This window comes from Frigidibacter sp. RF13, assembly GCF_026626305.1.
Classification (GTDB): domain Bacteria; phylum Pseudomonadota; class Alphaproteobacteria; order Rhodobacterales; family Rhodobacteraceae; genus TMP-24.
Genome location: NZ_JAPNUE010000005.1, coordinates 170,095 through 194,148 on the forward strand (window position 1 = coordinate 170,095; position 24,054 = coordinate 194,148).

The 24,054-nt window shown below is 64.9% G+C and carries 26 protein-coding genes; 19 read left to right on the forward strand and 7 right to left on the reverse strand.

Annotation, left to right across the window (positions count from 1 at the left end; genetic code table 11):
- Positions 1-15: 15 nt before the first annotated feature.
- Positions 16-1,674: an NAD+ synthase gene (locus tag OU426_RS12045; protein WP_267634261.1), complete on the reverse strand. Its 1,659-nt coding sequence runs from the start codon at positions 1,672-1,674 to the stop codon at positions 16-18.
- A 173-nt stretch (positions 1,675-1,847) separates the two neighbouring features.
- On the opposite strand from OU426_RS12045, the gene OU426_RS12050 reads away from it, so the two are divergent.
- The 6 genes from OU426_RS12050 (at position 1,848) to OU426_RS12075 (ending at position 7,598) form a co-directional block, all read left to right on the forward strand.
- Positions 1,848-3,299 (forward strand): 2-isopropylmalate synthase, encoded by a 1,452-nt coding sequence (locus OU426_RS12050; RefSeq protein WP_267634262.1) that lies wholly within the window; start codon positions 1,848-1,850, stop codon positions 3,297-3,299.
- A gap of 8 nt (positions 3,300-3,307) precedes the next feature.
- Positions 3,308-4,078 (forward strand): DNA alkylation repair protein, encoded by a 771-nt coding sequence (locus OU426_RS12055; RefSeq protein WP_267634263.1) that lies wholly within the window; start codon positions 3,308-3,310, stop codon positions 4,076-4,078.
- A gap of 88 nt (positions 4,079-4,166) precedes the next feature.
- Positions 4,167-4,766 carry a LysE family translocator gene (locus OU426_RS12060; protein ID WP_267634264.1) on the forward strand — a complete coding sequence of 200 codons (600 nt, stop codon included), beginning with the start codon at positions 4,167-4,169 and terminating at the stop codon, positions 4,764-4,766.
- 246 nt (positions 4,767-5,012) lie between these two features.
- Complete coding sequence (locus OU426_RS12065; RefSeq protein ID WP_267634265.1) at positions 5,013-6,599, forward strand: 2-isopropylmalate synthase; 1,587 nt, start codon at positions 5,013-5,015, stop codon at positions 6,597-6,599.
- A gap of 152 nt (positions 6,600-6,751) precedes the next feature.
- Positions 6,752-7,114, forward strand: coding sequence for an ArsR/SmtB family transcription factor (locus OU426_RS12070; protein WP_267634266.1), 363 nt, complete (start codon positions 6,752-6,754; stop codon positions 7,112-7,114).
- The gene (locus OU426_RS12075) at positions 7,092-7,598 is read left to right on the forward strand and encodes an SRPBCC family protein (RefSeq protein WP_267634267.1); all 507 of its coding nucleotides are present in this window, start codon (positions 7,092-7,094) and stop codon (positions 7,596-7,598) included. Before OU426_RS12070 ends, OU426_RS12075 begins: the two co-directional genes overlap by 23 nt.
- 6 nt (positions 7,599-7,604) lie before the next feature.
- Here the strand turns inward: OU426_RS12075 and rnhA are convergent, their stop codons facing one another.
- From rnhA to OU426_RS12095, 4 genes are all read right to left on the reverse strand, one after another.
- Complete coding sequence (gene rnhA / locus OU426_RS12080; RefSeq protein WP_267634268.1) at positions 7,605-8,093, reverse strand: ribonuclease HI; 489 nt, start codon at positions 8,091-8,093, stop codon at positions 7,605-7,607.
- Complete coding sequence (locus OU426_RS12085; RefSeq protein ID WP_267634269.1) at positions 8,086-8,679, reverse strand: class I SAM-dependent DNA methyltransferase; 594 nt, start codon at positions 8,677-8,679, stop codon at positions 8,086-8,088. The genes rnhA and OU426_RS12085 overlap by 8 nt, the downstream gene beginning before the upstream one ends.
- Positions 8,676-9,626: a 4-hydroxy-3-methylbut-2-enyl diphosphate reductase gene (ispH, locus tag OU426_RS12090; protein ID WP_267634270.1), complete on the reverse strand. Its 951-nt coding sequence runs from the start codon at positions 9,624-9,626 to the stop codon at positions 8,676-8,678. The genes OU426_RS12085 and ispH overlap by 4 nt, the downstream gene beginning before the upstream one ends.
- Before the next feature lie 89 nt (positions 9,627-9,715).
- Positions 9,716-10,288 (reverse strand): LabA-like NYN domain-containing protein, encoded by a 573-nt coding sequence (locus tag OU426_RS12095; protein WP_267634271.1) that lies wholly within the window; start codon positions 10,286-10,288, stop codon positions 9,716-9,718.
- A gap of 130 nt (positions 10,289-10,418) precedes the next feature.
- Here OU426_RS12095 and folK point away from each other — a divergent pair, with 130 nt between their 5' ends.
- The 12 genes from folK to OU426_RS12155 all read left to right on the forward strand — a co-directional run bounded on the left by folK (position 10,419) and on the right by OU426_RS12155 (position 20,521).
- Positions 10,419-10,994, forward strand: a complete 576-nt coding sequence (gene folK, locus OU426_RS12100; protein ID WP_267634272.1) for a 2-amino-4-hydroxy-6-hydroxymethyldihydropteridine diphosphokinase — start codon at positions 10,419-10,421, stop codon at positions 10,992-10,994.
- 114 nt (positions 10,995-11,108) lie between these two features.
- Positions 11,109-11,462 (forward strand): DNA-directed RNA polymerase subunit omega, encoded by a 354-nt coding sequence (rpoZ, locus tag OU426_RS12105; protein WP_267634273.1) that lies wholly within the window; start codon positions 11,109-11,111, stop codon positions 11,460-11,462.
- A gap of 22 nt (positions 11,463-11,484) precedes the next feature.
- Entirely contained in the window at positions 11,485-13,605 is a 2,121-nt protein-coding gene (locus tag OU426_RS12110) for a RelA/SpoT family protein (RefSeq protein WP_267634274.1), read from the forward strand.
- Between the two features lie 25 nt (positions 13,606-13,630).
- The gene (locus OU426_RS12115; RefSeq protein ID WP_267634275.1) at positions 13,631-14,317 is read left to right on the forward strand and encodes a DUF2062 domain-containing protein; all 687 of its coding nucleotides are present in this window, start codon (positions 13,631-13,633) and stop codon (positions 14,315-14,317) included.
- Positions 14,314-15,060, forward strand: coding sequence for a pyridoxine 5'-phosphate synthase (locus tag OU426_RS12120; RefSeq protein ID WP_267634276.1), 747 nt, complete (start codon positions 14,314-14,316; stop codon positions 15,058-15,060). The genes OU426_RS12115 and OU426_RS12120 overlap by 4 nt, the downstream gene beginning before the upstream one ends.
- A gap of 162 nt (positions 15,061-15,222) precedes the next feature.
- Positions 15,223-15,636: a holo-ACP synthase gene (gene acpS / locus OU426_RS12125; protein WP_267634277.1), complete on the forward strand. Its 414-nt coding sequence runs from the start codon at positions 15,223-15,225 to the stop codon at positions 15,634-15,636.
- Between the two features lie 63 nt (positions 15,637-15,699).
- Complete coding sequence (lepB, locus tag OU426_RS12130; RefSeq protein WP_267634278.1) at positions 15,700-16,479, forward strand: signal peptidase I; 780 nt, start codon at positions 15,700-15,702, stop codon at positions 16,477-16,479.
- Complete coding sequence (rnc, locus tag OU426_RS12135) at positions 16,476-17,165, forward strand: ribonuclease III (protein WP_267634279.1); 690 nt, start codon at positions 16,476-16,478, stop codon at positions 17,163-17,165. Before lepB ends, rnc begins: the two co-directional genes overlap by 4 nt.
- Positions 17,158-18,069 carry a GTPase Era gene (gene era / locus OU426_RS12140; RefSeq protein ID WP_267634280.1) on the forward strand — a complete coding sequence of 304 codons (912 nt, stop codon included), beginning with the start codon at positions 17,158-17,160 and terminating at the stop codon, positions 18,067-18,069. The genes rnc and era overlap by 8 nt, the downstream gene beginning before the upstream one ends.
- Positions 18,059-18,400: a DUF1491 family protein gene (locus tag OU426_RS12145; RefSeq protein WP_267634281.1), complete on the forward strand. Its 342-nt coding sequence runs from the start codon at positions 18,059-18,061 to the stop codon at positions 18,398-18,400. The genes era and OU426_RS12145 overlap by 11 nt, the downstream gene beginning before the upstream one ends.
- Positions 18,401-18,480: 80 nt before the next feature.
- Positions 18,481-19,203 carry a DNA repair protein RecO gene (recO, locus tag OU426_RS12150; protein ID WP_267634282.1) on the forward strand — a complete coding sequence of 241 codons (723 nt, stop codon included), beginning with the start codon at positions 18,481-18,483 and terminating at the stop codon, positions 19,201-19,203.
- Between the two features lie 79 nt (positions 19,204-19,282).
- Positions 19,283-20,521: an MFS transporter gene (locus OU426_RS12155; protein ID WP_267634283.1), complete on the forward strand. Its 1,239-nt coding sequence runs from the start codon at positions 19,283-19,285 to the stop codon at positions 20,519-20,521.
- Here OU426_RS12155 and OU426_RS12160 read toward each other — a convergent pair.
- Entirely contained in the window at positions 20,518-21,543 is a 1,026-nt protein-coding gene (locus OU426_RS12160) for an NAD-dependent epimerase/dehydratase family protein (RefSeq protein ID WP_267634284.1), read from the reverse strand. The genes OU426_RS12155 and OU426_RS12160 overlap by 4 nt on opposite strands.
- A gap of 104 nt (positions 21,544-21,647) precedes the next feature.
- Between OU426_RS12160 and OU426_RS12165 the strand changes: the two genes are divergently transcribed.
- Positions 21,648-22,388, forward strand: a complete 741-nt coding sequence (locus OU426_RS12165; protein WP_267634285.1) for a hypothetical protein — start codon at positions 21,648-21,650, stop codon at positions 22,386-22,388.
- Here the strand turns inward: OU426_RS12165 and OU426_RS12170 are convergent, their stop codons facing one another.
- Positions 22,389-24,053: an acyl-CoA dehydrogenase family protein gene (locus tag OU426_RS12170; protein WP_267634336.1), complete on the reverse strand. Its 1,665-nt coding sequence runs from the start codon at positions 24,051-24,053 to the stop codon at positions 22,389-22,391.
- Position 24,054: the final 1 nt, after the last annotated feature.

The following is a 24,054-nucleotide window of genomic DNA, read 5'->3' on the forward strand; positions in this document are numbered from 1 at the left end:
CCCGCCGGCCGATCCTCAGCTTCCGTCGCGCCAGCGGTTCACGATCGGATAGCGGCGGTCGAGCCAGAAGGCCCGGCGCGTCAACCGTATGCCGGGCGCGCATTGGTAGCGCTTCCACTCGGCCCCATAGAGGAGGGCCTCGACCTTCTTGACCACCGCCCGCTCGAACCCCGCCGCGGCCACCTCCTCGACCGACTGGTCGCCCTCCACCAGCCGCTCAAGGATCGCATCCAGCACCGGATAGGGCGGCAGGCTGTCCTCGTCCTTCTGGTTGGCGCGCAGTTCCGCCGACGGCGGCTTGTCGATCACCCGCTCGGGGATCACCGCGCCCTTCGGCCCCTTCATCCACGCCCGGTGGTTGGCATTCCGCCAGCGGCAGGTCTCGAACACACGGGTCTTGTAGAGGTCCTTCAACGGGTTATAGCCCCCCGCCATGTCGCCGTAGATCGTGGCATAGCCCACCGCCATCTCCGACTTGTTTCCGGTCGTCAGCAACATTTCCCCGAACTTGTTCGACAGGGCCATCAAGAGAAGCCCGCGCAGCCGCGACTGGATATTCTCCTCCGGTATGCCGGGTTTGGTGCCCTCGAACAACGGCGCCAGCGCGGCGCCCACCGCCTCCCGCGCCCCCTCGATAGAAATCGTATCCAACCGGCACCCCAGCGCCCCGGCCACCGATGCCGCGTCCTGCAGAGAATGGGCCGAGGTAAATTCCGACGGCAGCATCACGCAGCGCACATTCTCGGGCCCTATCGCATCCGCCGCCACCGTCGCCACCAAGGCCGAATCGATGCCGCCCGAGAGGCCGAGCAGCACCTTCGAAATCCCGCTCTTGCCCAGATAATCGCGCAAGGCCTCGACCATGGCGCGGTAATCCTGTTCCCATTCGTCCGGCAAAGGCTCGATCTCCTGCCGGATCGCGCGCCAGCCCTGCGGCCCCCGCTCGAAATCCAGATGCCGGATACATTCGTCGAAGGGCTGCATCTGCAGCGCCAGCTCCACCCCGGGGTTCAGCACGAAACTGCCGCCGTCGAAGATCTGGTCATCCTGCGCGCCGACCATGTTGAGATAGATCAGCGGCAGCCGCGTCTCGATCACACGGGCAACCATGAGGGCCACGCGCCGGTCGTACTTGTTGCGGTAGTAGGGAGAGCCATTGGGGACCAAGAGCACCTCTGCCCCGGTCTCGGCCAGGGTCTCGGCCACATCGTCATGCCAGGCATCCTCGCAGATCGGCGTGCCGATCCGTATGGGCCCGATCCGGTAAGGGCCAGAGACCTCGCCCGAGGTAAAAAGCCGCGCCTCGTCGAAAACCGTGTCGTTCGGCAGATGGTGCTTCAGCACCCGCGCCACGACCTTGCCGCCCTCCATCACCCAATAGGCATTGTAAAGCCGCTCGCCCATGACCCAGGGCCCGCCGATGCCAAGCGCCGGGCCATCGGCGCAATCGAGCGCCAGCTGTTCGAGCGCCGCAATCGCGTCGCGGTGGAAGGCGGGCTTCAGGATCAGGTCGCGGGTCTGATAGCCGGTGATGAACATCTCGGTCAGCGCCACCATGCCCGCGCCAGCGCGCTTTCCTTCCTCCCAGGCGGCACGCGCCTTGGCGGCATTGGCGGCAATTGCGCCCACCGTGGGGTTCAGCTGCGCGAGCGTCAGGCGGAAGCTTTCGGTCATCATTCCCTCGGCAATTCTCATGGTTTCTTATGCCACTTGTCCGGCCAAGGGAAAGGCTTGCGATCGCCGATAGCGGACGACAGGGCCGCGCAACGCTTGTCTCGCCCCCGCCCTGCCTTTAAGTTCACCCCGTCCCGCGCCCTCCTGCCGGGATCTTGTGCAAGGCGGTTTCGATGAAGGCACTTTCGACAGGACTGGCGGCAGCCCTTTTCGCGGGCGTGACGCTCGCGGCACCCGGCGCAGCCACGGCGCAGGACGTCGTGACCAAGCAGTACGAGGATGGCGGCGTCTACGAGGGCACGTTCAAGGACGGCAAGCAGCACGGGCGCGGCACCTACCGGCTGCCGAACGGCTATGTCTACGAAGGCGACTGGGTCGAGGGCGAGATCCTCGGCCAGGGCAAGGCCACCTATCCCAACGGGTCGGTCTACGAAGGCCAGTTCCGGAAGGGCCGCCCCGACGGCAAGGGCAAGATCACCTATGCCGACGGCTCGACCTATGAGGGCGACTGGGTGGCGGGCGAGATCGAGGGCGTAGGCACCGCAACCTATGCCAACGGCTCGGTCTATACCGGCCATTTCACCAAGGCCTTGCATGACGGCAAGGGCGTGATGACCGGGCCGGACGGCTACCGCTACGAAGGCGACTGGGTCAAGGGCGTGAAGGAAGGCCAGGGCAAGATCACCTACCCGGACGGCGCGACCTATCAGGGCCAGATGATCGGCGGCCAGCGCGGCGGCACCGGCACGCTGAGGCTCGCGAACGGGCTGACGTATGAAGGCACCTGGGCCGACGGCCAGATGAACGGCACCGGAAAGCTCGTCCAGCCGAACGGCGATATCTATGAAGGCCCGCTGAAGGCCGGCAAGCGCCATGGCAAGGGCCGGGTGACCTATGCCAATGGCGATGTCTATGACGGCGGTTTCGTCGATGACAAGCGCTCGGGCCAGGGCAGCTTCAGGGGCGGCGACGGCTATGCCTATGAAGGCGAGTGGAGCGAGGGCCAGATCAGCGGCACCGGCAAGGTCACCTACCCCGACGGCTCGGTCTATGAAGGCCAGTTCCTGAACGATGCCGCCGACGGCACCGGCAAGATCACCTACAAGGACGGCTCGACCTATGAAGGCGGCTGGAAGGCGGGCGTGATCGAGGGCGAGGGCAAAGCCACCTACGCCAACGGCCTCGTCTATGAAGGCGGGTTCCTCAAGGGCAAGAACCACGGCAAGGGCAAGATGACCTATCCCGACGGTTACACCTATGACGGCGACTGGAAGGACGGCAACCGCGACGGACAGGGCGTGGCCAGCTATGCCGACGGCACCACCTATACCGGCGGCTTCGTGAAGGGCCAGCGCGAGGGCCAGGGCGAGATCGTGATGACGGACGGTTTCCGCTATACCGGCGGCTGGAAGGGCGGGGAGATGGACGGTGTGGGCACCGCCACCTATCCCAACGGCGATGTCTATGAAGGCGAATTCCGCAACGGCCGCCGACAGGGCAAGGGCACGATGCGCTACAAGTCGGGCGAGACAGCGACCGGCACCTGGACCGAAGGCGCCCTGACCGAGGAAGCGCCCGCCCCGGCCGAAGGCGAAGCCGCGCCTGCCGAGGGCAGCGGGAACTGAGCGCACCCATGGCGGACAATCCCCGCAAGGGCGCGGCTCGTATCGCCGACGTGCCGCCCGGTGTGCTGGCCGACCTCAACGCCGGTCGGATCGAGGCGGCGACGCTTTCGGAAAATCTCGCAACCGATTTCGGCCTGCTCCTGTCGCATGTCCTGCCCGACCTTGCGTCCCGCGCCCACGAGATCGACCCACGGGCGGGCGTCACCCGGCGCATGGCCATGGTCGCCGATCTGGTACTGGCAGGCGATGCCGAGAACCGGATTGCTCACCTCGCCCGCCACCCCTCCGATCTCGCGCGCGGCTGGGCCACCTTCGCGCTGGCCGCGCTGCCCGGCCTGCCGCTCGCGGACCGGCTCTCGCGCATCAGGCCCTTCGCGGACGATCCGCATTTTGGTGTACGCGAATGGGCCTGGCTTGCGCTTCGCCCCCATGTCGTCGAAGCGCCGGGCGAGGCGATCGAGCTTCTGACCCCATGGGCCTCCGACCCGTCCGCCAACATCCGCCGCTTCGCCATCGAAGCCACCCGCCCGCGTGGCGTCTGGTGCGCCCATATCGCCGCGCTGAAGTCTGACCCGGAGCCCGGGCGCGCCCTTCTGGGTCACGTCCGCGCCGACCCTTCGCGCTATGTGCAGGATTCCACTGCCAACTGGCTGAACGACGCCTGGAAAAGCCGCCCCGACTGGGTCGAGGCGCTCTGTTCAAGCTGGACAGCCGAAAGCCCCGGCCCCGCCACCGCCTACATCGTCCGCCGCGCGCTCAGGAACCGGCCGACGGCTTGACGCGCAAGGCGAGCTTTCCACAGCTTCCGGGTCGCGCCGGGCTGCCTGCGCCCCGACAGTGGGGCCTGCCAAATCGCAGGAGGCCGCCATGCAAGCCGATATACTCGCCCTTCTCCTCTTCCTCTTTCCGCTGGCCTACAGCCCCGGCCCCGGCAATCTCTACTTTGCGGCCAATGGCGCGCGGTTCGGCTGGCGGGCGACGCTTCCCGCCAATGCGGGCTACCATCTGGCGACCTGGCTGGTGACGGCCACGATCGGTCTGGGCTTCGCCTCGGCGGCCGACGCAGCCCCTGCCTTGCTCGAGGCGCTGCGCTGGTGCGGCGCGGCCTATGTGCTCTACCTCGCCTGCGCTTTCCTGCGCGCGCCCGCTTCCGGCGCCGCGCTTCGGGCCACGGCGCGCTCTGGCTTCTGGGAAGGCGCGCTTCTCCTTCTCTTCAATCCCAAGGCCTATGTGATCATTGCGCTGATGTTCACACAGTTCCTTCCCGCCGATCCGGCAGCGCATACCGTCCCGGTCCTCTGGATCACCACGATCTTCACCGTGAACAACCTAATGGCCTTCCTCGCCTGGACCGTCGCCGGCGACCGTATCGCCGCGCGTTTGCGCGACGAGGGAGCCGCACGGCGGCTCAACCAACTCTTCGGCCTGACGCTCGCAGCGGTGGCGCTCTGGATGGCGCTGCGCTAACAGATGCCCGGATTTCTCCGCCCTCCCCCGGATTTTTTCGCTTTTCCTTTCCGTCAAGGCACGTATAGTCCGGCGCCATGACGCGAAGCTTGATCCAGATTAGTGCGATTTCGGGTGCCTCCCGCGCCCTGCCGCTTCGCGGGCTCCTTCTTCTTACTGGCCTCTGAGCGTGCCATCCGGCGCGACCGCTCAGATGTGTCAGCGCGCCGGGATGAAGAAGCCAGAGACTTAAAGCAGAGACAGACCATGACCGACACTCCCAAGACCCGCGCCGATCAGGACCGTGTGGTGATCTTCGACACCACTTTGCGCGACGGCGAACAATCGCCGGGCGCCACCATGACCCATGACGAAAAACTCGAGATCGCCGAGATGCTCGACGAGATGGGCGTGGATATCATCGAGGCGGGCTTTCCCATCGCCTCAGAGGGCGATTTCGCCGCCGTGTCAGAGATTGCGAAACGCGCGAAAGGCTCCACCATCTGCGGCCTTGCGCGGGCGAACTTCAAGGATATCGACCGCTGCTGGGAGGCGGTGAAACACGCGAAATCCCCCCGCATCCACACCTTCATCGGCACCTCGCCCCTGCACCGCGCCATCCCGAACCTCACGCAGGACCAGATGGCAGAACGGATCCACGAAACGGTGACCCATGCCCGCAACCTCTGCGACGATGTGCAATGGTCGCCGATGGATGCGACGCGGACCGAGCATGACTATCTCTGCCGCGTGGTCGAGATCGCGATCAAGGCGGGCGCGACGACCATCAACATCCCCGACACGGTGGGCTACACTGCGCCTGCTGAAAGCGCCGACCTGATCCGCATGCTTCTGGAACGGGTGCCCGGCGCCGACAAGGTGATCTTCGCCACCCATTGCCACAACGACCTCGGCATGGCGACGGCGAACGCGCTCGCCGCCGTCGTCGCGGGCGCGCGCCAGATCGAATGCACGATCAACGGCCTCGGCGAACGCGCGGGCAATACCGCGCTCGAAGAGGTGGTGATGGCGCTGAAAGTGCGTAATGACATCATGCCCTATCGCACGGGGATCGACACGACGAAGATCATGAACATCTCGCGCCGCGTCGCCACGGTGTCGGGCTTCCCGGTCCAGTTCAACAAGGCCATCGTCGGCAAGAATGCCTTCGCGCACGAAAGCGGCATCCATCAGGACGGCATGCTGAAAAACGCCGAGACGTTCGAGATTATGCGCCCTTCTGACATCGGCCTCGCCGCCTCCAGCCTGCCCTTGGGCAAGCATTCGGGGCGCCATGCACTCCGTACCAAGATGAGCGAGCTGGGCTTCGACCTCGCCGACAACCAGCTCAACGACGTTTTCGTCCGCTTCAAGGCTTTGGCCGACCGCAAGAAAGAGGTCTATGACGACGACCTCCTGGCGCTGATGAAGGACCATGAGGCCAACACCGACAGCGACCATCTGCAGCTGAAGCGCCTGCGCGTGGTCTGTGGCACCGACGGCCCGCAGGAAGCGGAACTCACCCTGTCGGTCGATGGCGTTGATCATTCGATAGACGCGACCGGCGATGGCCCGGTGGACGCGGCCTTCAATGCGGTGAAGATGCTCTTCCCCCACAAGGCGCGGCTGCAGCTGTATCAGGTGCATGCGGTGACGGAAGGCACGGACGCGCAGGCGACCGTCTCGGTCCGGGTCGAGGAGGATGGCCGCATCGCCACCGGCCAATCGGCCGATACCGACACCGTGGTCGCGAGCGTGAAGGCCTATATCAACGCGCTCAACCGCCTGATCGTGCGCCGCACCAAATCGGCCCCGGGCGACGATGTGAAAACCGTGTCGATGCGCGACGCCTGATCCGCCATTCCTGCGACGGACGATTTCACGGGCGGCCCCTCGGGCCGCCCGTTTTCATGCGTTCCCCCGCACGCTTGCCCGGTGCACGGCAACTTTACAGGTGGCATGGAATTCAATATATAGAGAATCATCAATATAGATGATAATCAATTATGACGACGGAAGCCGCTACGCTCGACCGCATCTTCACCGCCCTCGCAAATCCGACGCGGCGGGCGATCCTCGACCGGCTGAGCCTCGGCGCGGCGACGGTGAACGAACTGGTCGCGCCCTTCGCGCTCAGCCAGCCGACGATCTCCTCTCATCTGCGCATTCTTGAACAGGCGGGCCTTGTCGAGCGAGGCCGCCAGGCCAATTTCCGCCCCGTCCGCCTTGCGCCCCATGCGCTGGCCGATGCCCATCGCTGGATCGGCCGGTACGAGGCTTTCTGGGCCGAAGGGCTCGAACGGCTCGAAGCCTACGCGAAAAGCCTGCAGGAAAAGGAAAAGACAGATGGCAGCGATCCCGGAACATGAAAGCGAGGCCGAACGCACCGCGGTGATCAGCCGCAAGATCCCGGTGCCCGCGCGCTATCTCTTCGCGGCCCATGCCTCGGCCGACCATATCAGCCGCTGGTTCGGGCCGGTTGGCTATCCGGTCACCAGCTGCGACTACGATTTCCGCGTCGGCGGGCGCTGGCGCATGGTGATGACCAGTCCCGACGGCGTGGAGGGCCCGCCCTTCGGCGGCACGATCCTCGACATCGAGCCAAACCGGCGCATCGTTTATTCGAACCGTTTCGAAGATGGCGTCGGCGGCGAGATGAACCTTCGCAACGCGGGCGACGAGATGATCCATACCGTCACGTTCGACGAGGTGGGCGGCTTCACCACCGTCACCGTCTCGATCCTGTTCGCGACCGTCGCGATGAAAGAGGAATTCCTCGGCATCGGCATGCTCGAAGGCATCTCCTCGGGCCTTGATCAGTGGGAGGCTGTCGCGAAGATTCTGGCTGCCTGACGCGGGTCAGGCCGTGCGATCCGCGGCCTCGCCCCGGGCGGCGGCGGGCTTGAACGGCTTCATCCCCTCCCGTGCCAGCTCGTCCGCGCGTTCGTTCTCGGGGTGCCCGGCATGGCCCTTGATCCATTCCCAGCGCACCTGATGGCGGGCCTGTGCCTGATCGAGCCTCTGCCACAGATCGACATTCTTCACCGGCTTCTTGTCGGCGGTCCGCCATCCGTTCCGCTTCCAGCCGAAGATCCATTGGGTGACGCCGTTCTTCACATAGGCGCTGTCGGTCACCAAAGTGATCGCCGTCGCCCGACCCAAAGCCTCAAGCGCCGAGATCGCCGCAAGAAGCTCCATCCGGTTGTTGGTCGTCCCCGCCTCGCCGCCCGAAAGGGTGCGTTCCTTCACCACCCTCTCGCCGTCCTTTGCCAGCAACAGGACCCCCCAGCCCCCCGGCCCCGGATTGCCCGAACAGGCACCGTCGGTGAAGGCGAAATAGTCAGGCATGGGACTGCACCACGATGAAAGGATCCTCTGTTCCGGCCAACCCGCGCTCCCGCCCCTCCCAGATCTTTTGGGGGGAAAATCCGGCAGCGGCCAAGAGTGCCAGCAGTTCCTCGCGGCTGTAGTAACAGTAGAAGCGGTCCAGCGCGTCGCGCGCTTCGCCCGCGCCGAGCTTCATCCCGATATGGAAAAGCCCGCGCGGCTTCAGCGCCCGGTGAAGGGCAGCCAGATGCAGCGGGAACCGCTCGCGCGGGGCGTGCAAGAGCGAAAAGTTCGCCCAGACGCCGTCATAGGCGGCCTCGGCCTCGATATCGTCGAAGCTACCCAGACGCGCCCCCAGCGCATGGCGCGCATTGGCCAGCGCCACCATCGCGGGCGTCGCATCGACCGGATCGGGCCGATGCCCCGCTGCGCGCAGGAAGGCCGAAGCCGTGCCCGGCCCGCAGCCGAGGTCAAGCACATGCGCAGCTGGCGGCAGCGCCGCGATGAAGGCTTTCAGATGCACGCCCGGCTCCGCCGAGGCAAACCGGTCGGCATAGTCGCCGACATGCGCCTCATAGGCGGCAAGGGTACGCGCATCGCCCGTCATGCCGGTTCGCGAAGGACGCGCGGCACCTTGAACTCGACCCGCTCCTGCGCCGTCTCGACCAGTTCGACCGTCAGATCGTACCGGGCACTGAAAGCGTCGATCACCTCGTTGACCAGCACCTCGGGCGCGCTCGCCCCCGCCGTCACGCCGACCGCCGCTGCGCCCTCAAGCGCGCGCCAGTCGATATCGGTCGCGCGCTGCACAAGCTGCGCATAGGCGCAACCCGCCGCGCGACCCACCTCCACCAGGCGCTTGGAGTTCGACGAATTGGGCGCGCCGATCACCAGAAGCGCCGAGATTTTCGGCGCGATCGCCTTCACCGCTTCCTGCCGGTTCGTGGTGGCGTAACAGATATCTTCCTTGTGCGGCCCGATGATCGCGGGGAAGCGCGCCTTCAAGGCCGCCACCACCGCCGCCGTATCATCGACTGAAAGCGTCGTCTGGGTGATGAAGGCTAGCTTACCCTCGTCGCGCGGCGCGACCTGCGCCACATCGGCAACCGTCTCGACAAGGATCACCTCGCCTTCCGGCAACTGCCCCATCGTGCCCAGCACCTCCGGATGCCCGGCATGGCCGATCATCACCATCTGCAAGCCGTTCTGGTGGTGCCGCTCGGCCTCGATATGGACCTTCGACACCAAGGGGCAGGTCGCGTCCACATAGACCATCCGCCGCCGCTCGGCCTCGGCCGGAACCGCCTTCGGCACGCCATGCGCCGAAAAGATCACCGGCCGGTCCACTGGGCATTCGTCCAGCTCTTCGACGAAGACCGCGCCCTTCTCCTTCAGCCCGTCCACCACATATTTGTTATGGACGATCTCATGGCGCACATAGACCGGCGCGCCCCATTTCTCGATCGCCATCTCGACGATCTTGATCGCGCGGTCGACGCCTGCGCAAAAGCCGCGCGGCGCGGCGAGATAGAGGTGAAGCTTTGCGTTCGACATGAATATTCCAGCCGGGCGTAGTCACGCCCGGTTAGGCCCGCTCACGGGACTGGTGTCAAGCGGATTGGCCGGGGCCCTTGGGCCCGGGATCAATCTTCGACGGCGGCCACAGCGACCGATTCCCCGCGCGGTTCGCGCGGCGGGCGGCCAATGACATCGCGCAGCGCATCAAGCTCGATGAAATTGTCGGCCTGACGGCGCAATTCGTCGGCGATCATCGGCGGCTGCGAGCGGATGGTCGACACGACCGAGACCCGAACCCCCTGACGCTGCAGGTTTTCCACCAGCGCACGATAGTCACCATCCCCGGAGAAGAGCACGATATGATCGACACGCGGCGCAAGCTGCATCGCGTCGACCGTCAGTTCGACCTCCATATTGCCCTTCACCTTCCGGCGGCCCTGGCTGTCGGTGTATTCCCGCGCTGGCTTCGTCACCATGGTGAACCCATTGTAATTCAGCCAGTCGACCAGAGGTCGGATCGGAGAGTAATCGTCGTTTTCCAGAAGGGCTGTGTAGTAGAAGGCCCGCAACAATTTCGACCGCCGTTCGAATTCTTGTCGCAAGAGCTTGTAGTCGATGTCAAATCCCAACGCTTTCGCCGCCGCGTAAAGGTTGGAGCCATCGATGAACAGCGCAAGCCGTTCGTCTTTGTAGAACATTAATGTCCCTTTCAAAATACCGGACAGAGTGGCTTCCGTAAGTGTGGTCTACAGACTAGTTACTACAAACAAGAACGCGCTCTGGCGGACACAGCCAAAGCGTACACGATTAAGCGAAATACTAGCGTAAATGGAATCTGTCCAAAAGAACAGGTGCTGCATTGTAGCACTCGGTGGCAACGAACCGTCGATCTGGGGCTCTTCGGGGCGCACAATCGCCCATGCCTTGACCCGCCTGTCTTCCGCCGTCGGCGTGCTTTCCGCGGTCAGCCGGTTCTATCTCACACCCGCCTTTCCGGCAGGCTCGGGACCGGAATATGTGAATGCGGTCGCGATCTTAGCAACCAGCCTCGCGCCCGAAGCGATCCTGGCCCGGCTTCATGAGATCGAGGCAGAGGCCGGACGCGCGCGCACATCCAGATGGGGCGCACGGACGCTCGATCTGGACCTTCTTTTCCTGAATGATCTGACCCTGCCCGACCGGGACACTGTTGCAAATTGGATGCGCCTTCCGCTCGAAATGCAACAGCGCGCGGCACCCGACAGGCTGATTCTCCCCCATCCCCGCCTGCAGGACCGCGCCTTCGTTCTTGTTCCGCTGGCCGAGATCGCAGCAGGGCTCCGCCACCCCTTGACAGGTCGGACGGTGGCCGAAATGCTCTCCGCACTTCCTGAGGAGGATCGCCGCGCGGTTCGCCCGCTCTGAGTGGTTCTGCGGGCAGCGCGGTTTTTCTGCGCGGCAGCGATAGGCGCTTGTCTTTCCCCGCCCTTCGGCCTAAATAGCGGTTTCCAGCTTTTCCGAAGGAATTGGAGTCTGCTTATGGCCCGCGTTACGGTCGAAGATTGCGTTGACAAGGTCCCGAACCGGTTCGAGCTTGTGATGCTCGCCGCGCATCGGGCGCGCGAAATCGCTGCCGGATCGCCGCTGACCATCGACCGCGACAACGACAAGAACCCGGTCGTGTCGCTGCGCGAGATCGCCGACGAAACCCAGACCGCCGACGACCTGCGCGAGCGCATGATCGAAAGCCACCAGACCCAGATCGAGGTCGACGAGGCCGAGGACGACGATATGGCGCTTTTGATGAGCGCCGAGATGGACCGCCCCGCCCAGGACGACATGTCGGAAGAAAAACTCCTCCGCGCCCTGATGGAAGCACAGGGCGAGGCCTGAACGGCCCGAAGGCGGACCCGCGATGATCGACGTCGAAGACCTGATCGCGCTGGTCCGCAACTACAACCCAAAGACCAATGCCGATCTGATCCGCCGGGCCTATGACTACGGCCGCCGGATGCATGCCGGCCAGAAGCGTCATTCGGGCGAGGATTACTTCACCCATCCGGTCGCCGTCGCCGCGATCCTGACCGAACAGCGGCTGGACGATGCCACGATCGTCACCGCCCTTCTGCACGACACGATCGAGGATACCAAATCCACCTGGGGCGAGATCGCCGGGATGTTCGGCGAAGAGGTTGCCGAACTGGTGGACGGCGTCACCAAGCTGACCAACCTGCAGCTTTCCTCAACCGAATCCAAACAGTCGGAAAACTTCCGCAAGCTCTTCATGGCCATGTCGAAGGATCTGCGCGTGATCCTCGTCAAGCTGGCCGACCGCCTGCACAACATGCGCACGATCAAGTCCCTGAAGGCCGAAAAGCAGGCCCGCAAGGCGCGCGAAACGATGGATGTCTTCGCCCCGCTCGCGGGCCGTATGGGCATGCAGTACATGCGCGAGGAGCTGGAGGACCTGTCCTTCAAGGTCCTGAATCCCGAAGCGCGCTCCTCGATCATCCGCCGCTTCATCACGCTGCAGCGCGAAACCGGCGATGTGATCCACAAGATCACCGCCGATATAAGGCTGGAACTTGAGAAGGAAAAGATCGAGGCCGACGTCTATGGCCGCGCCAAGAAGCCTTATTCGATCTGGCGCAAGATGCAGGAAAAGCAGCTCGCCTTCTCGCGCCTCTCCGACATCTACGGCTTCCGCGTCATCTGCCGGACCGAAGGCGACTGCTACCGCATCCTCGGCGCCATCCACCGCCGCTGGCGTGCAGTTCCCGGCCGGTTCAAGGACTATATCAGCCAACCCAAGTCGAACGGCTACCGCTCGATCCACACCACCGTCTCAGGCCGCGACGGCAAGCAGGTCGAGGTGCAGATCCGCACCCGCCAGATGCACGAAGTGGCCGAGGCGGGCGTCGCCGCCCACTGGTCCTACCGCGACGGCGAACGCGCGCAGAACCCGTTCGCCGTCGATCCCGCCCGCTGGATCGCCACGCTGACCGAACGGTTCGACAATGGCGACGACCATGACGAGTTCCTCGAGAATGTGAAACTCGAGATGTATTCCGATCAGGTCTTCTGCTTCACGCCCAAGGGCGATGTGGTGCAGCTGCCGAAGGGCGCCACGCCCATCGACTTTGCCTATGCGATCCATACCCGCATCGGCAATGCCTGCGTCGGCGCCAAGGTCGACGGTATCCGCGTGCCGCTCTGGACGCGGCTGAAGAACGGCCAGTCGGTCGAGGTCATCACCGCCGCCGGCCAGCGCCCGCAGGCCACCTGGATCGACATCGTCGCCACCGGCCGTGCCAAATCGGCGATCCGCCGCAGCTTGCGCGAGGAAAACCGCGAACGGTTCGTCAAGCTCGGCCATGAACTGGCCCGCGTCGCCTTCGAACATGTCGGCAAGAAAGCCACCGACAAGGCGCTGCGCACCGCGGCCAAGACCCTTGGCCTGCCCGACGAATCCGAAGTGCTCGCCCGCCTCGGCAGCGCCGAACTGACCGCGCGCGAGGTGATCGAGGCGATCTATCCCGAACTGGCCACCCACACCGCCGACGAGGTCGACAGCCGCCGCCCGGTCGTGGGCCTCGCCGCCGACCAGTCCTTCCGCCGCGCCAATTGCTGCCAGCCGGTGCCGGGCGAACGGATCGTCGGCATCACCTATCGCGGCCAGGGCGTCGTCGTGCATGCGATCGACTGTCCCGCACTCGCCGAGTTTGAGGAACAGCCCGAACGCTGGGTCGATCTGCACTGGCATTCGGGGCGCCACGCCGCCGCCTTTCCCGTCAGCCTGACCCTGACCATCGCCAACGGCGCGGGCGTCCTCGGCCGCATCTGCACCCTTATCGGCGAACAGAAGGCCAATATTTCCGATCTGACGTTCGTCGATCGCAAACCGGATTTTTATCGTCTCATTCTTGAAGTTGACCTGCGTGATGCCGAACATCTGCATATGGTGCTGAAAGCGCTTGAAGCGGAAAGCGACGTGGCGCAGGTGGAGCGCATCAGGGATCTTTCGCGCAAGCCCTAAGCGAGAAGACCCCGAGGGGAAGGCTATGGTTTTCAGACGGCGCGACCGGCGCCCGTTTACGACGGTCCTGAGCGAGCTCGTCTATCCGCGCGGCGGCTGGTGGCGCGCCGTGCAATATATCGTCCATCGCCTGCGCCGCCTGCCCGACCCGCCCCACCGCATCGCACGCGGCGTCTTCGCCGGGGTCCTCATTTCCTGCACCCCTCTGTTCGGCCTGCATTTCATCGGTGCGGGCGTGATCGCCTGGGCGATCCGCGGAAACATCCTCGCGGCTCTCATCGCCACCTTCTTCGGCAATCCGGTCACGCTGCCGTTCATCGCCTATGGCTCGGTCGAGCTTGGCCACTGGATGCTCGGCGATCCCTCCGGCATTGGCTTCGAGGAGATCCTGCAAAGCTTCTCGGGTGTCTGGACGAGCTTCTATCACAATGTCCGCGCGCTTTTCACCGCCGAGATCGCCGACTGGGCGGGGCTCAGGCATTTCTTCGACGATATTTTCCTGCCCTATCTGATCGGCGGGCTGCTCCCTGGCATCGTCCTTGGAATGATCTGCTATTACGCTACGCTTCCCGGTGTGGCGGCCTATCAGAAGCTCCGCGACCGCCAGCGGCGCGAAAGGATCGAACGCGCCATTGAAAAGCGCCAGAAAGCGGCCGACAAGGAACGGCGGCGGGCCGAGAAAGTGGCGGCAAAGGTGGAGGACGACAGATGACCGGCGACAGATTGCGCCTTGGCGTCAACATCGACCATGTGGCGACGGTCAGGAATGCCCGTGGCTCGGCCTATCCCGATCCGGTACGCGCCGCGCTTCTGGCCGAAGAGGCGGGCGCCGACGGCATCACCGCGCACTTGCGCGAAGATCGCCGCCATATCCTCGATGCCGATATCGAGGCGCTGATGGCCGCGCTCTCGCGCCCCCTCAATTTCGAATGTGCCGCGACGGCCGAGATGCAGGCGATCGCGCTCCGCCACCGCCCCCATGCCGTCTGCCTCGTTCCCGAAAAGCGCGAGGAGCGGACGACCGAAGGCGGGCTCGATGTGGCCTCCGACCAGAACCGCCTGACCGATTTCATCGCGCCGCTCAGCGAGGCCGGTTGCCGGGTCTCTATGTTCATCGGCCACGACCCCCGCCAGATCGAAGCCTCCGCCCGCATCGGCGCGGCAGTCGTTGAATTGCACACCGGCCATTACTGCGACCTTCACGCCGAAGGCCGCTTCGCCGAACGCGACGCAGAACTGGCGGCGCTTGTCGAAGGCGCGCGCCTTGCCCATTCGCTCGGTCTCGAAGTGCATGCGGGCCACGGCCTGACCTTCGACACGGTCAGCCCCATCGCCGCCATCCCCGAAGTCCGCGAACTGAACATCGGTCATTTCCTGATCGCCGAGGCGATCTTCACCGGCCTCGGCCCCGCCATTGCCGAGATGCGCCGCCTGATGGACGTGGCGCGCGCCTAAGACGTCGCCCCAAAAGTCTTAAAAGACTTTTGCCAAAGTCCTTCGAAGGATTTTGGCCCCGCCCGATCGTTCGTAAACGCTGTTCAATTGTCGGGACGGATGCCATACGCTTGCGGGACGGATGACCGACGCAGGCCAGACAGCATTATCGGGCAAGAAACCATGATCCTCGGCATCGGGACCGACCTTGCGAACATCGAGCGGATCGAGGCGACGCTCGAACGCTTTGGTAAACGCTTCCTTGACCGCGTGTTCACCGAACGCGAACAATCGAAAGCCCAAAGCCGCCCCCGCGCGGTGGCGGCGACCTATGCCAAACGCTGGGCCGCGAAAGAGGCTTGTTCAAAGGCGCTCGGCACCGGATTGCGGATGGGGATCAGCTGGAAGGACATGGCGGTGTCGAACCTGCGCTCGGGCCAGCCGGTGATGCATCTGACCGGCTGGGCCGCCGAACGGCTCGCCACGATGACCCCGCCAGGCCATGAGGCCGTCGTCCATGTGACCCTGACCGACGACCATCCCTGGGCGCAGGCCTTCGTGGTGATCGAGGCGCACCCACTGTCGCCAAAGGGCTAGTTTGCTTGACTCTTTGCCCCTCCGCGCTCATGTAGCGCCGGAACCGGCAGAACAGGACCGATCATGTCGACGAAGGCCAAGGAAGGGATCGCCGAAACGATCCGCACGGTGATCTGGGCTCTGGTGATCGCGGGCGTGTTCCGGACGCTTTTCTACCAGCCGTTCTGGATCCCTTCGGGTTCGATGAAGGACACGCTGCTCATTGGCGATTTCCTCTTCGTCAACAAGATGGCCTATGGCTATTCGCGCTATTCCTGCCCCTTCGCGATCTGCCCGATCTCGGGCCGTATCCTCGCGGGCGAACCCGAACGCGGCGATGTGGTGGTCTTCCGCCATCCGACGACGGGCGCGGATTTCATCAAGCGCCTGATCGGCCTTCCCGGCGACAAGATCCAGGTAAAGGGCGGGGTCGTCTATATCAACGGCGAGGCCGCACCACAGGAACCTGCAGGCACGTTCGACGAGATCTATGCCCGTCAGGGATCGCAGGGCAACTGGCCACGCTGCGCCAATGGCCCGGTCGGCGAAGGCGGTCTTTGCCAGAAGGAGCGTTTCGTCGAAACCCTGCCGAACGGTGTGAAACATGACGTGCTGAACATCGGCACCGGCCCGGGCGACGATACGGCGATCTTCACCGTGCCGCCGGGCAATTATTTCTTCATGGGCGACAACCGCGACAATTCGCAGGACAGCCGCTTCCCCACCGCCGCAGGCGGCGTGGGCATGCTGCCCGCCGAATATCTGATTGGCCGCGCCGAGCGGATCATCTTCTCCTCCGCCGGCCGCTCGCTCTTCTACTTCTGGACCTGGCGCCCCGACCGTTTCTTCAAGGCGGTGGAGTGAAGCTCGGTTCCGACCTTCAGGCCTTTTCGGCCCGGATCGGCCATTCCTTCGCCCGGCCGGAGCTTCTGGCGCGGGCGCTGACTCATGCCTCGATTTCCACGCCAACCCGGCCCGACAACCAGCGGCTCGAATTCCTCGGCGACCGGGTTCTGGGCCTTGTGATGGCCGAGGCGCTGCTTGCCGCAGACCGGACGGCAAGCGAAGGCCTGCTTGCGCCGCGCTATAACGCCTTGGTCCGCAAGGAAATCTGCGCCGAGGTGGCGCGCGAGATCGACCTCGGTTCGGTCCTGAAACTCGGCCGATCCGAGATGATGTCAGGCGGGCGCCGCAAGGAAGCCCTTCTTGGCGACGCGATGGAGGCGGTGATCGCCGCCGTCCATCTCGACGCCGGTTTCGAAGCGGCGCGGGCGATGATCCTCCGGCTCTGGGGCAAACGGATCGAGGGCGTCGAGACCGACGCGAGGGACCCCAAGACCAGCCTCCAGGAATGGGCCCAGGCGCGCGGCCTGCCCCCGCCCAGCTATACCGAAATCAGCCGCGACGGCCCCGATCACCAGCCGCTTTTCACCGTCGAGGTAAAGCTCGCGACCGGCGAGGCCGAACGCGCGCAAGCCGGCGCCAAACGTCAGGCCGAACAGGCCGCAGCCCGCGCCCTTCTGTTGCGGATGGAGAAACGAAATGACTGAAGATTCCACCCGCGCAGGTTTCGTGGCACTGATCGGCGAGCCGAACGCCGGAAAATCGACGCTGCTCAATCGCATGGTCGGCGCCAAGGTCTCGATCGTCACCCACAAGGTGCAGACGACCCGCGCGCGCATCCGCGGCATCGCGATGGCGGGCGACAGCCAGATCGTTTTCGTCGACACGCCCGGCCTTTTCCGCCCGCGCCGCCGTCTTGACCGCGCGATGGTTGCGGCTGCCTGGGGCGGGGCGGCTGATGCCGATATCACCGTCCTCCTGATCGAGGCGCACCGGGGCCTGACCGAGGGCGTGCAGGCGATCCTTGACGCCCTGAAGGAACGCGGCAACCCTCGCGTGGCACTCGCCATCAACAAGATCGACCGAGTGAAGGCCGAGGAGCTGCTGGCCCTGTCCCAGAAGCTGAACGAGGCCTATCCGTTCGAACGCACCTTCATGATCTCGGCCGAAAAGGGCTATGGTTGCGACGATCTGAAAGACTGGCTTGCGGGCGAACTGCCCGAGGGGCCCTGGCTTTACCCCGAAGACCAGATCGCCGACCTGCCCCTGCGCATGATCGCCGCCGAAGTGACGCGTGAGAAACTGACGCTGCGGCTCCACGAGGAGCTGCCCTATCAGCTGACCGTCGAGACCGAGAAATGGGAGGAACGCAAGGACGGTTCCGCCCGCATCGACCAGATCATCTATGTCGCCCGCGACGGCCACAAGGGCATCATCCTCGGCAAGGGCGGCGAAACGCTGAAGGCGGTGGGAAGCCAGGCGCGCGCCGATCTGATGGAGTTCCTTGAACGGCCGGTGCATCTGTTCCTGCAGGTCAAGGTCCGGCCGAACTGGCTGGAGGAAAAGGAGCGCTTCACCGAGATGGGCCTCGACTGGAAAGATGGCAACTGATCCGCGCCTTACCGCCGATTTCTGGGTGCGCGCCTACCTGCGGCGCCTCGAACTGGCAAATATCCCCGCCTATGTCACCAGGAAGGGCGACCCGACCGCTGGCGCCATCCTCGTGAAGCTAGCCACGCTCGACGGGCAGGCGCGCGCCCTCCAGCGCTCCTTCGACCTGATGAGCGGGAACCGGACCTGGGTCACCCTCGCCGAAGGGCCAGAGGCGGAGGTCGACGCAACGCTCGCCCGCCAGCGGCGGAACGACCCGGACCTCTGGATCATCGAGATCGAAAGCCGCGACGGCACAACGCTGCTCGATCAGGATGGACTTTCCGCCTGATCCCCTTTCATCTTGGCCCAAATACCTCGTAGGGTTCCGGGGAGGCAGCGCCTCTCCGGCCTTCGGTGTGAAGGAAGCCCATGGACTGGCGCGACGAAGCCCTGCTCTTATCGGTCCGGCCGCACGGCGAAAGCGCGGCGATCATCGAGGTCTTCACCCCCTCGAAAGGCCGCCATGCGGGCGTGGTGCGGGGCGGCGCCTCGCGGCGGCTGGCGCCGGTCCTGCAGCCGGGCAGCCAGCTTTCCGTCGCCTGGTCGGCGCGGCTTGAGGAGCACCTGGGCCATTTCATCGCCGAACCGGTCCTGTCGCGCAGTTTCCTCTGGCAGGACCGGCTCGCGCTCGCCGGCCTGTCGGCAACGCTCGCGCTTCTTGCCTTTGCGCTTCCGGAACGGGACCCCCATCCGACGCTTTATGCCGCAACCCAGGCACTCTTGACCTCGATGGAAGTTGAGGGCTGGCCCGCCGACTATCTGCAGTGGGAGCTTCTCCTCCTTGAGGAACTCGGTTTCGGCCTCGATCTATCGGCCTGCGCGGTGACCGGCGATAGCGACGATCTGGCCTATGTCAGCCCGAAAAGCGGGCGCGCGGTCTCGCGTCGGGGCGCAGGCGAGTGGGCGTCAAGGCTCCTGCCGCTGCCGCCCTGTCTTCTGGGCGAGACGCCAACGGACGAGGCCGAACTGGCAGATGCCCTCGCCACCACCGGTTTCTTCCTCGAAGACCGGCTTGCGCGCGAGCTTGGCCCCGCGCCGATCCCCGAGGCGCGGCGCCGGTTCATCGATCTTCTACAACGCCGGGCAAAATAACGACATATCTGGTCGCGGGCAGGCGGTTTCTGTCGCGCCCGGCACAGACCCGGACGCCCGCACTGACCATCACTTGCACATGGCCCTGCGTTACGTCCCGCTCGCGCTGAAGCATCCGCCGAAGCCGACAATACAGCATTTCGCCCTGCTCGCCGGTCTCGAGGCCGCGGTGCGCGGCACGCTGATTTCCGTCATGCCGCTTGCGGTGCGCGAGGCGATGGGGGGCACGGTCGGCGCCTCGCGGATCTATTTCTTCGCCGGGATAATCTCGCTCCTCTGGGGGCTGATGGTGCCCTGGTTCACCCGCCATCTGCCGCGCCGCTGGATGTATACGGCGGGTGCCTGCCTCTATCTCGCGGGCATGGCGCTGGCGCTCGCCGACACGTCGGTGACCGTGCCGCTGGCCCTTCTCGTCAATGCGATGGCGACGGCGACGACCTTCGTCTGCTTCAACGCCTATGTGCTCGACTATGTGAACCGGGCCGAACTTGGGCGCGGCCAGTCAATGCAGATGGTCTATGCGGCGACACCCTGGGCGGTAGGCCCGATGCTGGGCGTGTGGCTCTACAGCTATTCGCGGCCCCTGCCCTTCCTGCTCGCGGGCGCCTTCGCGCTCGCGCTCCTCACCGCTTTCTGGGTTCTGAGGCTCGGCAACGGCAAGCAGATCGCCCGCGCCAAGGGACCGGCGGTCAACCCGCTCGCCTATCTTTCGCGCTTCTTCGCCCAGCCGAGGCTGATCGCGGGCTGGCTTTTTGCGGTGATCCGGTCGTGCGGCTGGTGGGTCTATGTTGTCTATCTGCCTTATTTCTGTATTGAATCTGGCCTCGGCGACAAGGTCGGCGGCGTCGCGCTTTCCATTTCCAACGCTCTTCTCTTCATCTCGCCCCTCATGCTGAAGCTCGCCCGCCGCGCCTCTGTCAGGCTGTCGGTGCGCACCGCCTTCGGTCTCTGTGGCGGGCTTTTCCTGGCGGCATCCCTTGTCTCGCCCCTGCCCTGGCTGACCGTCGCGGCCTGCATGGGTGCCTCGATCTTCCTCGTCATGCTCGATGTGGTGGGCGGCCTGCCGTTCCTGATGTCGGTCAAACCGTCGGAGCGCACCGAGATGTCGGCGGTCTATTCAAGCTTCCGCGATGTCTCTTCGATCCTCACGCCCGGGGCCGCCTGGGCGGTGCTGGCCGTCGCCCCCACAGCCGCGATCTTCGCCGCCTGCGGCGCGGCGATGGGCGCGGCGCATCTGATCGCCGGGCGGCTGCACCCGAGGCTCGGGGTACAGCGCCCGTCACGTGGCGGTGAACCCGCGGGCGCCGAGGCGGCCTAGGCCAGCCCCTCCTCGATGAGGAATTCGGCCGATTTCAGAAGCGCCGTCCTCGCGTCGGTAAACTCAAGCCCGAGAAGCCTTCGTGCCTTTTCGTTCGAGGATGTCATCGGTGCATCGAGCCGCGGCAGCGCCGCGCGGATTTCGCGGTCGAAGAGCGACAAGAGCTTCAAGAGAAAACGCGGAGCGGTACGGGTGGCGATGCGGCGCTCTGGCCAGCGCTCTTTCAGGGCGCGGCCCCAGTCGGGAAACCAGAGCGATCCTTCAGTGGTCACGATGATCCGCTCGCCGATGGCCTCCGGGATACGCAGCGCCCTGACATGGGCCTCCGCGACATCTTCCACATCCACCACCGAGAAGGAGAGGCGCGGCAGCATCGGGTCCTTGCCACGCAGGACCCGGGCCACGAGATTGACCGACGTGCCGAAATCACGATCGAGCGGCCGACCAAGGATCCAACCCGGGTTGATCGCGGTCAATTGCAGCCCGTACTGAGCGGCATAGTCCCAGGCCGCCCGTTCGGCGAGGGTCTTGGAGCGGGCATAGAGATCCAGACGCGGGTCGTCCGGATCTGACCAGTCGGCCTCGGTATAGGGGTCGCTGCGGTCCGGCGAGATCGCCCCTTGCACAGCGACCACCGACGAGGTCAGGACCACCCGCTCGATGCCCGCCGCCCTCGCCGCCATCAGGGCCCTGAGCGTGCCATCGACCGCCGGTCGGATCAGCGCATCGGGATTGTCTCTTTCCGTGATGACAAAGGGCGAGGCGGTGTGGATCAGCGCATCGCATTCCTGCATTGCCTCCGCCCAGCCCTCGTCCTTCAGAAGATCGAGCGTGGCAAAGGAAAGCCGGGACGCTGCTGCCTCTCCCGCCAGCGACAGAACCGCGTCCCTGACCGCCTGCGCCTGCCGCTCCCCCCGCACGGAACCCCGTACTGCGCAACCGGCGCCGAGCAGCTTCAACACGATATGTTTGGCCAGAAACCCGGACGCGCCGGTCACGAATATCAGGTCATGTGCGCTCATCGTTCTGCCCCTCCAGACGCCTGTAATCCAATGATGCCACGGATCGCTTGCGCAGCGTATGGTTTCCGGCGCAGATGGCATGCCTGCATATGTGGACCCTGTTCGTGCGCCGCCTTATTCAAACACTCGACCTGGGGGATTATTTCATCCTGTCTGTCGCGTTCGTTGCTCTTTTCTGGCTGGAGGTCACCAAGCCGGTCTCACTGATCTTTTCGTGGATCGACCCGGAACCATCGAAGCACGCGCCCGCTGATGCGACAGCCGCCGCTGATGCGCAGCTGACCAAGGAGACCGGCGACGCACCTGTAGTGGCACCCGCCTATGAGGCCTATCGACCACGCATCTTCGGCACGACCAACCGTCTCATTCTGACCGATGAGAAGCGCCTGACGATGAACGAGGCACAGTCGATCCGGCACAACTTTGTGGCCGGTCCCTATTTCGGCGCCTTCTATGTCGGTGCCGACGGGGCATGGGGGATGTCGCTTGGGGCTGGCAGCCCAGCCGCCGCCAGGGCCGAGGCGCTGGCACGGTGCCTGGCACGATCGACCGGTTGCAGACTGATCGCCGAGCGCGGACCGAAGGACCGGACGGCGTCGCTGACGGATTCCGAAGAGACTTTGAACCAGAGACAGTCGCTCGACTATATCCGCGCCACCAAGGCGACCGGCCCGCGAGCCTTTGCCCGTTCCCGCATAGGCGCCAAGGGCTATAGCGGCGTGACGCTCGGGCCGGAACAGGCGGGTAAAGTTGCCTTGAGGGCCTGCGAGCAGGACCTGCTTCGGAACTATTCGGGCTACCTCACACGGTACCCGTGCGAGGTCGTCGCTGTCTGGGCGCGCTGATCAGTCCAGAAGCCGCCGCGCGATGACTTGGGCCTGAATTTCCGCAGCGCCTTCGAAAATGTTCAGAATCCGCGCGTCGCACAGGATGCGGCTGATCTGATATTCCAGCGCAAAGCCATTGCCGCCGTGGATCTGCAGCGCATTGTCGGCCGCTGCCCAGGCGACACGGGCGCCCAGAAGCTTGGCCATCCCGGCCTCGAGGTCGCAGCGCTTGTCGTGGTCCTTCTGCCAGGCGCTGAAGTAGGTCAGCTGCCGGGCGATCATGATCTCGACCGCCATCATCGCCAGTTTGCCCGCCACACGCGGAAATTCGATCAGCGACTTGCCGAACTGCTTGCGGTCCTCGGCATATTTCATGCCCACTTCCAGTGCCGATTGCGCGACCCCGATCGCCCGGGCAGCGGTCTGGATGCGGGCGGACTCGAAGGTCTGCATCAGCTGCTTGAAGCCCTGCCCGGGCACACCGCCCAAGAGGTTCTCGCCCTTCACCTTGAACCCGTCGAAACCAAGCTCGTATTCCTTCATGCCGCGGTAGCCCAACACCTCGATCTCGCCGCCAGTCATGCCAGGCGTCGGGAAGGGGTTTTCATCAGTGCCCGGCGTCTTTTCGGCCAGGAACATCGACAGGCCCCGATAATCGGTCGTCTCTGGGTCGGTCCGCGCAAGCAGCGTCATCACATGGGTGCGGGCGGCATGGGTGATCCAGGTCTTGTTGCCGGTGACCTTCCAGTCATCGCCCTCCTTGACCGCCCGGGTGCGGAGCGAGCCGAGGTCCGATCCGGTGTTCGGCTCGGTGAAGACGGCGGTCGGCAGGATTTCCCCCGACGCAAGCTTCGGCAGCCACTCTGCCTTCTGCTCGGGCGTACCGCCGCAAAGAATGAGTTCTGCGGCGATCTCGCTGCGCGTTCCCAGCGAGCCCACGCCGATATAGCCGCGGCTGAGTTCCTCGCTGACCACGACCATCGAAGCCTTCGAAAGCCCCAGCCCGCCAAATTCCTCGGGGATCGTCAGGCCGAAGACCCCAAGACCGGCGAGTTCCTCGATGATCCCCATGGGGATCAACTCGTCGCGCAGGTGCCAGCCGTGCGCGTTTGGCACGACCCGTTCATCGGCAAACCGCCGGAACTGGTCGCGGATCATTTCCAGATCGTCATCCAGGCCCGAGGCCCCGAAGGTCGCGCGCCCGTGATTGTCGCGCATGAGCGAGACAAGTTGCGCCCGCGCTGCCGGGTTGTTGCCCATCGCCATCAGCCGCGCCGCCGCAGTGCCGGGCGTCCAGCTCACACCCATGTCCGCCAGCCGCGCCACCTCGCCCTGGCTCATCGGAATGCCGCCGGCGATCTGCGCAAGATATTCGCCCGACCCGATCTGCAGGATCAGTGCCTCCATCTCGCCAAAGTCGCCCGCCTCAGCCACCCGGCCCGCCCAGGCGCGCATCTGTCTCAGTGCCTCGACGTAGGTCGCAAGCCACGACAGCGCATGAGCCGCGAATTGGTTTTCCTCCAGCAGCGACGCGGAAACCCTGCCGTCGTGGCTGACCCGCGCCCTCACACCGGACTGTGCCTCGGCCAATAGCGCCTCGACCTCGGGCAGTGCCGCCTCGGTAAGATCAAGAAGATCGGAAAGAAGGGCGGTCGTTGGCATCTGAACCCCGTCATGCGCCATG